The organism is Variovorax sp. YR266 (assembly GCF_900107295.1).
Lineage (GTDB): Bacteria > Pseudomonadota > Gammaproteobacteria > Burkholderiales > Burkholderiaceae_C > Variovorax.
On sequence record NZ_FNPM01000001.1, the window covers coordinates 636,344 to 648,711 of the forward strand.

Here is a 12,368-nt window from a genome sequence, read left to right on the forward strand (position 1 = left end):
ATGTCATCGACTGGCGGCCTCCGGCGTTCTCTCAACGACGCCTGGGCATCAACGTCGGCACACCGCAGGCCAGCAGTTCGCCGCGCCCCCGGTGCGAATGAAAGCTGCTGCCGTCCCACACCACCTCGCCGCGGCTCAGCGTCACACCCGGCCAAGCTTTGAGCCGCATGCCTTCATACGGCGTGTAGTCGACCTCGTGGTGAAGCTGCTCGTTCTTCAACACGAAGTCGCATTCGTCCCAGATCACGATGTCTGCATCGGAACCCACCGCGATCGTTCCCTTGCGCGGATGCAGGCCGTAGGCCTTGGCTGGGCCTGTGGCCGTGAGTTCGACAAAACGGTTGGCCGTCATCCGGCCCGAGAGCACGCCTTCGGACCACAGCAGCGGCATGCGCGTCTCGATGCCCGGAATGCCATTGGGTATATGGCGGAATGCGACCTCTTCGCCACCGGGCTTCTTGCCCTCCGGTGCGTCGTATTTGAACGGTGCATGGTCCGACGAGAACACGGTGAAGAGCCCGTCGTTGAGTCCGTCCCAGATCACCTGCTGGTTGGCCTTGTCTCGCGGCGGCGGGCTGCACACGCACTTCGCGCCCTTGTAGCTGTCGTCGATGCCCAGGTCTTCGGCGGTGAGGAACAGGTACTGCGGGCAGGTCTCGGCGAACACGTTAAGACCGTGTGCACGCGCCCAGCGAATCTGCTCGACGGCCTCGCGGCCCGACACATGCACGATGAGGATCGGCACATCGACCAGTTCGGCCAGCGCGATGGCGCGGTGCGTCGCCTCGCGTTCCACCAGCATCGGCCGCGCATGCGCGTGAAAGCGCGGCGCGGTGCGGCCTGCGGCCTCGAGCCGCTTGGTCAGCCACTCGATGCAGTCGGAGTTCTCGGCATGCAGCATCGCCATTGCGCCGTGTTCACGCGCCACCGCCAGCACGTCGAGGATCTGGCCGTCGTCGAGCTTCATGTCGTCGTAGGTCATGTAGATCTTGAAAGACGTGAAGCCTTCCTTGATCAGCGCCGGCAACTCTTCCTTCAGCACCGTGGGCGTCGGGTCGCTCACGATCAGGTGGAAGGCGTAGTCGACGTGGGCCTTGCCGGCGGCGCGGCCACGATAGTCCTCGACCGCAGCGCGCAGCGACTGGCCCTTCTGCTGCGCGGCGAACGGAATCACGGTCGTCGTGCCTCCGCAAGCCGCCGAACGCGTGCCGGTGTCGAAGTCATCGGCGTTGCGCGTGGGGGGTGGCATCGGCTGGTCGAGATGGCAATGGGCATCCACGCCACCGGGCGTTACCGTGCGGCCGGCCGCATCGATCTCGCGCGCGGCGGGGCCGAGCTTCGCTCCAAGCTGCACGATGCGCCCTTCGCTGATGCCGATATCGCAATCGAAGGTGTCTGAAGCGGTGACGACGCGCGCATTGCGCACGACAAGGTCGAAGTCGGAGGTTGAAGTGGACATGGTTCAGATGAATCCGGTTCAGGCCGCGCCACGCGCAGCCGCATAGCCCCTGCCGTAGTGGCGCTCCAGCCGCACCTGCACGCGATCCCAGAGCGTGGTCAGCACCAGGTAGAAGCAGGCCGCGACGCAATAGAGTTCGAGCACTTCGAATTTTTCCTGCATGAGCACCTGGGCGCGGCGCATCAGCTCTTCCATCGAGATCACCGACGCCAGCGAGGTTGCCTTGAGCAGCCCGTTTACCGAGTTTCCCAGCGGCGGAATGATCACCCGCAAAACCTGCGGCAGGGTCACCAGCCGCAAGGTCGCGAAGCGCGAAAGGCTCAACGCCTTGGCCGCTTCGATCTGCCCCTTCGCGATGGCGGAGAAGCCGCCGCGAATGGTCTCCGACAGGTACGCCGCCTCGTTCAGGCTCAGCGCCAGCACCGCGGAGGTCAACACGTCGAAGCGAAGGCCCAGCTGCGGCAGCCCGGTGTAGATGATGACGATCTGCACCAGCAGCGGCGTGCCGCGAAACACCCAGATGTAGAAGCGCGCCGGCGCCGACAACAATCGATGCGAAGACATGCTGCCCAGCGCCAGTGGCAGCGCCAGGGCCAGACCGATCACGATGGTCGCGATGGTCAGTCCGATCGTGATGCCCACGCCCCCGAGGAGGAACGGGTTGACGAAGTAGGACAGGAAGGCATCGAAATTGAACACGGCCGGCCCCTCTTCAACCTGCTTACTTCGGCGACGGGCCGGGACCGCGGATCGCGAACTTCGTGGTGTCCTTCAGGCGCGTCATGCGGAACTTGTCGAACAGCTTGTCGTAGGTGCCGTCGGCCTTCAGGTCGGTCAGGGCCTGCGCAACGGCTTCGGCAACCGCGCGGTCGCGGAACGACAGCGTGATGTCGGTGCCGTAGAGGCCGCTCGCGCGGATCTTGACGATGCCGCGTTCCTCGAAGGCAATGGCCGTCTCGTCGATGTTGATGCCCGCTTCCAGCTGGCCGGCGCGCAGCGCGGCGGTGGTTTCGGAGGCCGTTGCAAAGGTGCGGAAGTCGATAGGCGCCATGCCCTTGGCGACCATGGCCGCATTCGATTCGCGCGACTTGCGCTCGGCATACGTACCGGTCTCGATACCGACGACGTGCCCCGAGAGGTCTTCGAACTTGGTCAGCGCGAGCTTGCTGTTCGGCACGGTGTAGATGCTCATCGATTGCTGGCCATACGGCACCTGGAACATGAGCTTGGAGCGCTCCTCGGTCCAGAACAGGCCGGTGTTGATCACGTCGAAGCGGCCGGCCTGCAGCGCGGGCACCATCGGCGGCATGTCCATGCGCATGAAGACGGGCTCAAGGCACAGCTGCTTCGCGACGGCACGGCCGAGCTCGATGTTGAGCCCCTGCAACTCGCCCTTGCTGTCGACGAACTGCTGCGGCGGCAGTGTCGGGTTGGTGGACATCTGGAGCTTGCCGGGTGCGGTCAGGTGTTCGGCGGAGACTTTGGGTGTGCAGGTCTGGGCAAGGACCGAGCCGCTCAGCACGAGGCCGACGATGAAACCCAGGGATAGTTTGATCATGTGCATGAGATGCTTTCGTTGAAGACAGGGAAGGAAAGAAAGAGAAGAACTCGGGCAATCGAAGTCAGGCCGCCTGGGTCGCTTGTCGACATGCAACCAGCGCCACGTGCACGGCTTCGATCACGGGCTCCGCGCGCTGGTTGACGAGCTGCAGGCTCTCGGTCACCACGCCGCGGCCACCGCGCGACGAAAGACGTTTGTCGGTGAAGCGGAACACCACGTGCACCGCATCCCCTGCAACAACAGGTCGCAAGAACCGGACCTGATCCCATCCGAGCGAAGCGATGGAACTGTTCTCGTAGATCTTCAATGCGGTCTTCAGCCCCTCCATCAGCGAGAGACCGAACAGCCCGTGCGCAATGACGCCCGGAAAGCCGCGCGACTGCGCGTAGTCCGCATCGGTATGCAATGGATGGTGGTCGTGTGTGAGATCGCAGAAGCGGCCGATGTCCTCGGCACTCACGACGTGGCTTTCGCTGCGCAGTTCTGCGCCGATCACTACGTCTTCGAAATACACGTCACTCATGCCCGCTCTCCTTGCGCCGCGTTGCCAGCGTGGCGTGGTGCCTTCGCAATGAACTCGTCGTGCACGCCCATGGGGCCGTTGCGGAAGATGCGTGCGTCCATGGTGCGCAGTTGCTCGCTGACGCGCACCTCGAAGCCGATCTTCTCGAGCACGTCTTCCTTCAGTCGCACGCCTGGCGCAATCTCGGTGAGTACGAGCCCGTCGGCTTCGAGTTCGAACACGGCGCGGTCGGTCACGAAGCTCACTTGCTGGCCTCGCTCTCGCGCGAGCCGCCCCGAGAAACTGACCTGATCGACCGCCGGCACGAACTTCTTGAATGCACCGTCGCGGCGGATCTTGAGTTCGCCGTCGGCCACGCCGATGTCGAAGTCGCCCCCAGTGAGCGAACCGTTGAACACCAGGCGCTGCGTGTTCTGCGTGATGTTGATGAAGCCGCCCGCGCCGTCGTAGCGCTTGCCGAAACGCGTGACGTTGACGTTGCCCTGCGGGTCGACCTGCGCGAACGAAAGAAACGCGCAACTCAAACCACCACCATCGTAGAAGTCGAACTGGTACGACTGGTCGAGAATCGCGCGCGGGTTGACCGAAGTGCCGAACTCGCGCGCATGACCGGGCACGCCGCCGACCACGCCCGACTCGACCGTGAGCGTGATCAGGTCGGCAATGCCCTCTTCCGAGGCCACGTTGGGAATCATCGCGGAGATGCCCACGCCGAGGTTCACCACGTCGCGCGGGCGCAGCTCGAAGGCCGCGCGCCTTGCCACCACGCGGCGCACGTCGAGCGGGTCTGGCGCGATGCTCGAGGCCGGCACCACGATCTCGCCGCAGCGCGCCGGGTCGTAGCGCGTGGTGTAGGTCTGCATCTGCTCGGGCTCGACCACGAAGTGATCGATCAGGAAGCCCGGGATCTTCACCATGTGCGGATGCAGCGTGCCGCGCTTGACGATGCGCTTGACCTGACAGATGACGATGCCGCCGGCGTTGTGCACGGCCTGCGCCATCGAGAGGTCTTCGCGCGCGGTGGCTTCGTGCTCCATGCTCACGTAACCGTCTTCGTCGGCCGAGGTGCCGCGGATGAGCGCCACGTTCGGCACCCCGGGCGCACGGTAGAACAGCCAGTCGCGGTCGGCCACGTGCACCAGCTCGACCAGCGCCTCGGTGGTGCGCGCGTTCATACGGCCGCCGTCCTGGCGCGGGTCCATGTAGGTTTCGAGGCCCACGTGCGTGAGCACGCCGGGCTGGCGGCCCGCCATCGCGCGGCACAGGTGCGTCATCACGCCCTGGGGGAAGTTGTAGGCCTCCACGTCCTGCGCGAGGATCATCTTCATGAACGGCAGCTGCATGCCGAAGTTGCCGCCGATCACGCGGCGCACCAGGCCCGGGTGCGCGAAGTGGCACATCCCTTTCTCGGTGAGCGCGCCCACGCCGGTGACGTGGAACAGCGTGAGGTCGTGCGGGCCGTCGCCGGCAGTGAAGCGCCGCTCGATGGCTTCGAACACGGCCTCGGGCACGCCCGAGCCGCCGTTGCCGCCGGCCAGCACCATGTCGCCATCGCGCAGCAGCGCGGCGGCGGCGTCGGGGGTGATGCAGTCGATCATGGCTGCGTCCTCAAGCCAGTTCTTTCACGACCTGGCGCGAGATGATCAGGCGCTGGATCTGGTTGGTGCCTTCGTAGATCTGCGCCAGGCGCACGTCGCGGAAGATGCGCTCGATGCGGTAGTCGCGCGAGTAGCCGTTGCCACCGTGGATCTGCAGCGCGTTCGACACGTGGCGCATCGCCATGTCGGTGGTGAAGAGCTTGGCCTGCGCGCCTTCCTTGGCGATGGAGTGGCCGGCGTCCTGCAGCCGCGCGCCGTGGTGGATCAGCAGGCGCGCCGCGGCAATGTCGGTCGCCATGTCGGCCACCATGAACTGGATGGCCTGGAAGTTCATGATCGGCTCGCCGAACTGCTTGCGCGTGGTGGCGTAGGCCACGGCGTCTTCCATCGCGGCCTGCGCCATGCCGAGCGCCATGGACGACATCAGCAGGCGGCTGAAGTTGAAGTTGCCCATGGCCGTCTTGAAAGCCTGGTTCTCGGCGCCGATGAGCGCCGTCCTGGGCACGTGCACGTCCTGCAGCACGATCTGGCAGTCTTCCAGTCCGTGCATGCCGAGCAGTTCTTCGTTCTTGCCGCGGCTCACGCCGGCCTGGTGTGCATCGACCATGAAGCAGCTGATCGACTTGTGGCCGGCTTCCTTGCCGGTGCGCGCGAACACCATGATGCGATCGGCCACGCCGCCGAGCGTGACCCAGGCCTTGGTGCCGTTGAGTACCCAGCCGTCTTCCACGGCGCGCGCGGTGGTGGTGATGCTGGCCACGTCGGAGCCGAAGTCGGGCTCCGACATGGCGGTAGCCATGACGATGGAGCCGTCGAGGATGCCGGGGATCAGCGCCTTCTGGCTCTCGTTGCCGTGGTGGTGCAGGAAGAGCGCCGCCTCGACGGGAATCGCGAACGCGTTGCCGATGGCGCCCGAGCAGCGCGCCAGCTCTTCCATCACGAGGCAGGTGCTGACGGTGTCGAAGCCCGAGCCGCCGGCCACTTCGGGCAGGCTCACTCCGAACAGCCCGAGCTCGGCCATGCCGCGGTACAGCACGCGGTCGAACTTGTCTTCGCGGTCGATGGCCGCGGCGCGCGGCAGCACTTCGCCCTCGGCGAAACGGCGCGCGGTGTCGCGCAGCGAGATCTGGTCTTCGGTGAGGAAATGGGTCATGGTCTTCAGGCGGTGTGATCGGGTTGCTGCTCGGCTTCGTCGCTGGCCAGGTGGCCGTCGTGCGCGACTTCGTCCTGTTCGCGGTCGAGGAAATAGACGGCCACGTTGTGGCTGCCGGTGGTGAAGCAGGTAGCCAGCGCGGGCGTGATGGCGGCGGCCAGCGCGCGGCGCTGGGCCGGCGTGCGGCGGTAGGCGTGCACCTTGACGAACACGCGCGTGCCCTCTCCCCCGCCGTCGTGGCCCAACTGACCCTCGTGGGCATAGTCGTGGGGCGCGATGGGCATGAAGTACAGGGTCACGGTCGAGGGCTCGACGCCGAACGATGTGACGACGCCGTCGGTCAGCGCGCGGCTGGCGGTGCGCTTGCGGGTTTCGGGGGCGCTGGGCGCCAGGATTTCGAGATAGGGCATGTCGGGGAGAGGTTGTTTCAGTGCGCTTCGACGGCGCGGCAGGAGGCGCGCTGTATCAGCCGCGAGCCGACGCGGTATTCACGGCCGCTGTTGGCCACGCCGGAGAGGCGCTGCACCAGCCGGTCGACCGCGAGGTTGGCCATCTCAAAGGCGCCGCTGTCCACCACGCTGATGGCGGGGCGCTGCCACTCGAACCACGGCGAGTCTTCGTAGAACAGCAGCGAGAGGTCATCGGGAATCAGCAGCCCGCGCTCCGACACCACGCGCAGCACGCCGAGCGATGACTCGTGGTTGGCCACGAACAGGGCCGAGGGCGGCGTGGGCATCGACAGCAGCGCGTTGGCGGCCACCACGCCGGTCTCCGGCGCATAACGGCCGGCCTGGATCAGCGCCGGATCGATGGGCAGGCCCGCTTCCTGCATGGCCCGCTTGTAGCCCGCGAGGCGTTCCTTGCCGGAGGTGGTGTCGCTCATGCCCACGATCAGGCCGATGCGCCGGTGACCGAGGTCGAGCAGGTGCTTGGTGCCGGCATAGGCGCCGTCGAGGTCGCCCGCGAGCACCGATTCGAGCGTGGCGCCCTCGACGCGGCGCACCGCGCAGATCACCGGGATGTCGGCGTGCTCCATGGCCAGCAGCTGGGCGCCGTTGGCACCGTTGGGCACGGCGATCAGGCCGTCGACGCTGTGGTCGACCAGGGTCTTGAAGATGTCGCGTTCCTGCTCGGGGTCGTCGGCGCTGATGCTCAGGATGACCTGGTAGCCGAGCGCCTGCATGCGCGTCTGCACCACCGAGGCGAGCACCTGGAACGAGGCGTTCTCCAGGTTGTGCACGGTGAGGCCGATGAGCCGCGAGCGCTTGGTTTTCAGCGCCCGGGCGAAGGTGTTGGTGCGGTAGCCGAGGGCGGCGGCGACCTGGATCACGTGCCGCTGCGTCGCATGGTTAGTGAGGCTGGAGCCGGCCAGCGCACGGGAAGCCGTGGCAATGGAAACGTCGGCGGCACGGGCCACGTCGCGCAGCGTTACCGCCATGGCCTGGCCTCGTGAGAGCAGTTTCTTGTAAACGTTTGCATATTTTTATCGTAGGTTTTCATAAGGACTGTAGTCAAGAAGAAAACTGCAACCCATGCGGTCTGGTCGGAATTATTGCAATCGTTTCCAATTTTCTTGCATACTGCCAGCTTCAGCGACCCAACCCAGGATGGCCATGCACATTTCCGGAGTCGGCGGCATCTGGCCCGCCACGCTCACCCCCTTCACCCCGGACGGCCGCGTCGACGACGACGCGCTGGCCGCCCATGTGCGCGACGTGGCCGGCACGCCCGGCGTGCGCGCGGTGGTGGTCAACGGGCATGCGGGCGAGGCGACTTCGCTCGATCGCGCGGAGCGCGCCCAGGTGGTGAGCGTTGCGGTGGCCGCGGCCGGCAGCGTGCCCGTGGTGGCCGGCGTGGTGGCCGACGACACCCGCTACGCCTGCGCGCTGGCGCAAGACGCGGCGCAGGCCGGAGCCTCGGCCCTGCTGCTGTTTCCGCCCGCGGTGTTCGCGCAGGGCGCGGGCGCGCGGCCCGACATGGCCCATCGCTTCGTGAGCGAGGTGGCCGGCGCGAGCAGCCTGCCCATCGTGCTGTTCCAGCTGTCGCGCGCCTCGGGCCTCGCGTTCTCCACCGAGACGTTGGCGCAGCTTTGCCTGGACGTGCCTGCCATCGTGGCCGTGAAGGAAGGCAGCGACGTTCCCGAGCTCTACGAGGACAACCTCCGGGCCCTGCGCGCGCTGCCTCGCCCGGTCACGCTGCTGAGCAGCAGCAACAGCTGGCTGTTCGCTTCACTGGCCTATGGCGCCGATGGCATCCTGTCGGGCCTGGGCAGCGTGGCAGCCCCGCTGCTGGTGGCGCTGCACGAAGCCGTCACACGCGGCGACCTGGCTGCCGCACGTGCGGTCAACGATCGGCTGGTGCCGCTGTGCCGGGCCTTCTATCGCGCGCCATACCTCGACGCCCACAACCGCATGAAGACTGCGCTGCATCTTCTCGGCCGGCTGCCCCATCCGGACCCACGCCCGCCGCTGCTGCCCGTGCCGGCCGACGACACGGCGCGCATCCGCGCAGCACTGGTGGCCTCGGGCCTGCTGCCTTCCTCCACCCATTGACCTACTGAACAACCTGTCCCATGGCTGATTTCCGCGGCACCTACACCATCATGGTCACGCCCTTCGACGCCGACGGCGCGGTCGACGTGCCCACGCTCGAGCGCTATGTCGACTGGCAGATCGAATCCGGCATCCACGGCCTGATCCCGCTCGGCTCGACGGGTGAATTCATGTCGATGTCCGACGACGAGATCGAGCTCGTCGCCAAGACGGTGATCGACCGCGCCGCCGGCCGCGTGCCGGTGCTGATCGGCACCACCGCCGAAGACACGCGCGCCGCCGTGCGCCTGAGCCGCCGCGCCGAGGCGCAGGGCGCCGACGGCGTGATGGTGCTGCCGCCCTTCTACTGCACCCCCACCGACGACGAACTGTTCCTGCACTACAAGACCATCTCCGACGCCATCGGCATTCCGATCATGGTCTACAACAACCCGGCCGTTGCCAACGTCGACCTGAAGCCGCCGCTGGTGGCGCGGCTCTCGCAGATCGACAACTGCCGCTACATCAAGGAATCGACGCTGGAAGTGACCCGCGTGCGCGACATCATGCGGCTGTCGGACGGCCGCATGGCGGTGTTCGGCGGCATCATGGGCTTCGAGTCGTATGTCGAGGGCGCAGTGGGCTGGGCTGCAGTGCCGTCCAACGGTGCTCCGGGCGAAATGGCGCGCCTGTACGACCTCGTCATGGCCGGCCAGCTGGCCGAGGCGCGCGAGCTGGCGTTCAAGCACTTTCCGATGATCGACTTCGTCGCCGGCCAGTCGTACGTGGCGGGCACCAAGGCCCTGCTCGCGGCCATGGGCCTGCCGGTCGGCGCGCCGCGCCCGCCGCGTCTGCCTATGGGCGCCGAGGGCATCGCCGCGGCGAAGCGCCTGGTCGACGAACTCGGCCTGAAGATCCAAACCACCACCGCCTGAGGTATTCCCATGAGCGCCTTGCAACCGGACACGCCCGCGTCGACCACAGACAACCGGGCCGAACTCGTCATCCGCATGGTCGGCGTGCAGAAGTGGTACGGCGACTTCCAGGTGCTGCGCGACATCGACCTCGAAGTGCAGCGAGGCGAACGCATCGTGATCTGCGGGCCTTCGGGCTCGGGCAAGTCGACGCTGCTGCGCTGCATCAACCGGCTCGAAGAGCATCAGCAGGGGCAGATCGTGGTGAACCGCGCCGAGCTCACCGCCGACATGCGTCGCATCGACGCGGTGCGGCGCGACGTCGGCATGGTGTTCCAGCACTTCAACCTGTTCCCGCATCTCACCATCCTCGAGAACTGCACGCTGGCGCCGGTGTGGAGCAAGAAGTACACGCCGAAAGAGGCGAAGGAAGTGGCCATGTCGTACCTGGAGCGCGTGCGCATTCCGGAGCAGGCCAACAAATATCCGTCGCAGCTTTCAGGCGGCCAGCAGCAGCGCGTGGCCATTGCGCGTGCTCTGTGCATGGGCCCCAAGGTCATGCTGTTCGACGAACCGACCTCGGCGCTCGACCCCGAAATGGTCAAGGAGGTGCTGGACACCATGGTCTCGCTCGCCGACGACGGCATGACCATGCTGTCGGTCACGCACGAGATGAACTTCGCGCGCCAGGTTGCCAACCGCGTGATCTTCATGGACCAGGGCACCATCGTCGAGCAGGCAGAGCCGAAGGAGTTCTTCAGCAATCCGAAACACGAGCGCACCCGGCTCTTCCTGAGCCAGCTGCTGCACTGATCAACCCTTACTTACTTTTCTTCAATCACTCATGGCAAGAATTGGCATCGAAGCGGCGGGCTTGCGCTTCATCGCGGAAACGAATCCCGAAGCACCCAAGACCGTGGAGGCGTTCACCAGGCTGCTGCCCTACAGGCAGAAGATCATCCACGTGCGCTGGAGCGGCGAGGGCTGCTGGATTCCGCTGGGCGACTTCGAACTGGGCGTCGGCTTCGAGAACCACACCAGCCATCCTTCGGTCGGCGACATCCTGTTCTACCCCGGTGGCTACAGCGAGACCGAAATCATCCTGGCCTACGGCAGCTGCAGCTTCGCCAGCAAGATGGGGCCGCTTGCGGGCAACCACTTCCTGACGATCGTGGAAGGCAAGGAGCAGCTGCGCGCGCTCGGCAGGAAGGTGCTGTGGGAAGGCGCGCAGGACATCGCGTTCGAGCTGCTTTGACTTGAGCAGCCGCAGCGGTCGTCAGATGTGCGCGTCTTCGACCGCGTCCCCGTCTTCCGGCACGAACACCATGCCGGTCTTGGCGTTGTAGTCCATCAGGCCCGCGTAGCGACCCCAGGCGATCATCGTCTCGAAGATCTTCTCCGGGTTGTCGTACGGCAAGGCGCTGCCGATGTCCTTGATGACGCGCTCGGCCTCGACTTCTTCGTATTCCTTGAGCAGCGCGATGATGATGTGGAACAGCCGCAGCTTGAAGACCTGCTCCTCGAAGATCGCGCGCTTTCCGAGCCGGTCAGCAGCAACGAACTTCCGGCCGAGCTCCGTGAAGCGCACCTCCTGCCGCGGCGTATCGATCAACTCGAGGATCTCGGCCGCCTTGAGAATGGCGATCGTCTCGCCGAACTCCTTGCCGATCTCGTCGGAAATGTCGTAGATGTTGGACAGGTCCGGCGAGTCGCTGAGGATGCTCATCAGCCCGAGGATCTGCCCCACCGGCACCAGCGGGATCGATTCCATCCGGGTGCGCGCACGTGAGATGGGCTCCCCCTTCACGGGCGTCTCCGGCGGCAGGTCGGGCAGCGTCATCGTGGTGATGCACTCGTGGATCACGCTGACCAGCCGCTGGAACTCGGGGTCCTTGCTGTCGCGCGGATAGGGCAGCTTGTTCTCCAGCACGAGGCCGATGCGTCCAGGGCGCGGAAACACGACCACGATGCGCGTGGCCATTTCCACCGCCTCTTCGATGTTGTGCGTGACCATGAAGACCGAGCTGAGGTCGCCGCCCGGGTCGCGCCACAGGCTGATCAGCTCCTGCCGCAGGTTCTCTGCGGTCAATACATCCAGCGCACTGAAGGCCTCGTCCAGGCACAGCAGCTTGGGCTGCGAAACCAGCGCACGCGCAATGCCCACCCGCTGCCTCATGCCGCCCGACAGCTCGCGCGGAAAGGCCGAGTGGTAGTTGCCCAGGCCGATGAGCTCGATCGCCCGATCGACAGCCGCGTCGCGCTCGGCGCGGCCGATCTTTCTGGCCATCAGGCCCACCGCCACGTTCTGCTCGACCGTGAGCCACGGATAGAGCGCGAAAGTCTGGAAGACCACCGAGGCATCGGGATTCACGCCGTTGAGCGGCTTGCCGTTGGCCAGCGCCCGGCCCGAGGTCGGCACGATCAGGCCCGTGAGGCAACGCAGGATCGTCGACTTGCCCGAGCCGGACTGTCCCAGCAGCGCAAGGAACTCGCCTTCGCTGACGGCCAGGTCGATGTTGTCGAGCACCTTGAGTTCATGGTTTCCTGCAGTCATGAACGTCTTGGTGACGGCACGGAGCTCAGCCACCGGCACGGGCGGCTCCTTCAATGAGGGCGTGGGAGTGTTCAT

13 protein-coding genes are annotated in these 12,368 nt (G+C 66.0%); 4 read left to right on the forward strand and 9 right to left on the reverse strand.

Annotated elements, in window-relative coordinates:
- Window positions 1–31: 31 nt before the first annotated feature.
- The 8 genes from hydA to BLW48_RS03035 form a co-directional block, all read right to left on the reverse strand.
- Entirely contained in the window at window positions 32–1,459 is a 1,428-nt protein-coding gene (gene hydA, locus BLW48_RS03000; protein ID WP_093172526.1) for a dihydropyrimidinase, read from the reverse strand.
- Window positions 1,460–1,477: 18 nt separating this feature from the next.
- Entirely contained in the window at window positions 1,478–2,158 is a 681-nt protein-coding gene (locus BLW48_RS03005; protein ID WP_093048470.1) for an amino acid ABC transporter permease, read from the reverse strand.
- A 22-nt stretch (window positions 2,159–2,180) separates the two neighbouring features.
- Window positions 2,181–3,017 (reverse strand): ABC transporter substrate-binding protein, encoded by an 837-nt coding sequence (locus tag BLW48_RS03010; RefSeq protein ID WP_218137487.1) that lies wholly within the window; start codon window positions 3,015–3,017, stop codon window positions 2,181–2,183.
- A 64-nt stretch (window positions 3,018–3,081) separates the two neighbouring features.
- Window positions 3,082–3,543, reverse strand: coding sequence for a MaoC family dehydratase (locus BLW48_RS03015; protein WP_093172530.1), 462 nt, complete (start codon window positions 3,541–3,543; stop codon window positions 3,082–3,084).
- The gene (locus BLW48_RS03020) at window positions 3,540–5,141 is read right to left on the reverse strand and encodes an acyl CoA:acetate/3-ketoacid CoA transferase (RefSeq protein WP_093172532.1); all 1,602 of its coding nucleotides are present in this window, start codon (window positions 5,139–5,141) and stop codon (window positions 3,540–3,542) included. Before BLW48_RS03020 ends, BLW48_RS03015 begins: the two co-directional genes overlap by 4 nt.
- Window positions 5,142–5,151: 10 nt before the next feature.
- On the reverse strand, window positions 5,152–6,294 hold the full coding sequence (locus BLW48_RS03025; protein ID WP_093172534.1) for an acyl-CoA dehydrogenase family protein: 1,143 nt from the start codon (window positions 6,292–6,294) through the stop codon (window positions 5,152–5,154).
- A gap of 5 nt (window positions 6,295–6,299) precedes the next feature.
- Window positions 6,300–6,704 (reverse strand): tautomerase family protein, encoded by a 405-nt coding sequence (locus BLW48_RS03030; RefSeq protein ID WP_093172536.1) that lies wholly within the window; start codon window positions 6,702–6,704, stop codon window positions 6,300–6,302.
- Between the two features lie 17 nt (window positions 6,705–6,721).
- Complete coding sequence (locus BLW48_RS03035; RefSeq protein ID WP_093048453.1) at window positions 6,722–7,732, reverse strand: LacI family DNA-binding transcriptional regulator; 1,011 nt, start codon at window positions 7,730–7,732, stop codon at window positions 6,722–6,724.
- A 175-nt stretch (window positions 7,733–7,907) separates the two neighbouring features.
- On the opposite strand from BLW48_RS03035, the gene BLW48_RS03040 reads away from it, so the two are divergent.
- From BLW48_RS03040 to BLW48_RS03055, 4 genes are read left to right on the forward strand one after another with little or no spacing between them, the layout of a single operon-like run.
- Window positions 7,908–8,846 carry a dihydrodipicolinate synthase family protein gene (locus tag BLW48_RS03040; protein ID WP_177142250.1) on the forward strand — a complete coding sequence of 313 codons (939 nt, stop codon included), beginning with the start codon at window positions 7,908–7,910 and terminating at the stop codon, window positions 8,844–8,846.
- A gap of 20 nt (window positions 8,847–8,866) precedes the next feature.
- Window positions 8,867–9,760 carry a dihydrodipicolinate synthase family protein gene (locus tag BLW48_RS03045; RefSeq protein ID WP_093172540.1) on the forward strand — a complete coding sequence of 298 codons (894 nt, stop codon included), beginning with the start codon at window positions 8,867–8,869 and terminating at the stop codon, window positions 9,758–9,760.
- Window positions 9,761–9,769: 9 nt separating this feature from the next.
- Window positions 9,770–10,552, forward strand: a complete 783-nt coding sequence (locus BLW48_RS03050; RefSeq protein WP_093075922.1) for an amino acid ABC transporter ATP-binding protein — start codon at window positions 9,770–9,772, stop codon at window positions 10,550–10,552.
- Between the two features lie 31 nt (window positions 10,553–10,583).
- Complete coding sequence (locus tag BLW48_RS03055; RefSeq protein ID WP_093048441.1) at window positions 10,584–10,994, forward strand: DUF3830 family protein; 411 nt, start codon at window positions 10,584–10,586, stop codon at window positions 10,992–10,994.
- Window positions 10,995–11,015: 21 nt separating this feature from the next.
- Here BLW48_RS03055 and BLW48_RS03060 read toward each other — a convergent pair whose 3' ends face one another.
- A complete protein-coding gene (locus tag BLW48_RS03060; protein WP_093075924.1) occupies window positions 11,016–12,368 on the reverse strand; it encodes an ABC transporter ATP-binding protein in 1,353 nt (450 codons plus the stop codon).

What these genes read in the sequence shown, in the direction of transcription:
- BLW48_RS03010 (WP_218137487.1), bottom strand. Translation starts at nt 3,017, where the DNA reads ATGATCAAACTATCCCTGGGTTTCATCGTCGGCCTCGTGCTGAGCGGC.
- BLW48_RS03055 (WP_093048441.1), top strand. Translation starts at nt 10,584, where the DNA reads ATGGCAAGAATTGGCATCGAAGCGGCGGGCTTGCGCTTCATCGCGGAA.
- BLW48_RS03035 (WP_093048453.1), bottom strand. Translation starts at nt 7,732, where the DNA reads ATGGCGGTAACGCTGCGCGACGTGGCCCGTGCCGCCGACGTTTCCATT.
- BLW48_RS03020 (WP_093172532.1), bottom strand. Translation starts at nt 5,141, where the DNA reads ATGATCGACTGCATCACCCCCGACGCCGCCGCCGCGCTGCTGCGCGAT.
- BLW48_RS03015 (WP_093172530.1), bottom strand. Translation starts at nt 3,543, where the DNA reads ATGAGTGACGTGTATTTCGAAGACGTAGTGATCGGCGCAGAACTGCGC.
- BLW48_RS03045 (WP_093172540.1), top strand. Translation starts at nt 8,867, where the DNA reads ATGGCTGATTTCCGCGGCACCTACACCATCATGGTCACGCCCTTCGAC.
- BLW48_RS03050 (WP_093075922.1), top strand. Translation starts at nt 9,770, where the DNA reads ATGAGCGCCTTGCAACCGGACACGCCCGCGTCGACCACAGACAACCGG.
- hydA (WP_093172526.1), bottom strand. Translation starts at nt 1,459, where the DNA reads ATGTCCACTTCAACCTCCGACTTCGACCTTGTCGTGCGCAATGCGCGC.
- BLW48_RS03040 (WP_177142250.1), top strand. Translation starts at nt 7,908, where the DNA reads ATGCACATTTCCGGAGTCGGCGGCATCTGGCCCGCCACGCTCACCCCC.
- BLW48_RS03030 (WP_093172536.1), bottom strand. Translation starts at nt 6,704, where the DNA reads ATGCCCTATCTCGAAATCCTGGCGCCCAGCGCCCCCGAAACCCGCAAG.
- BLW48_RS03060 (WP_093075924.1), bottom strand. Translation starts at nt 12,368, where the DNA reads ATGAACACTCCCACGCCCTCATTGAAGGAGCCGCCCGTGCCGGTGGCT.
- BLW48_RS03025 (WP_093172534.1), bottom strand. Translation starts at nt 6,294, where the DNA reads ATGACCCATTTCCTCACCGAAGACCAGATCTCGCTGCGCGACACCGCG.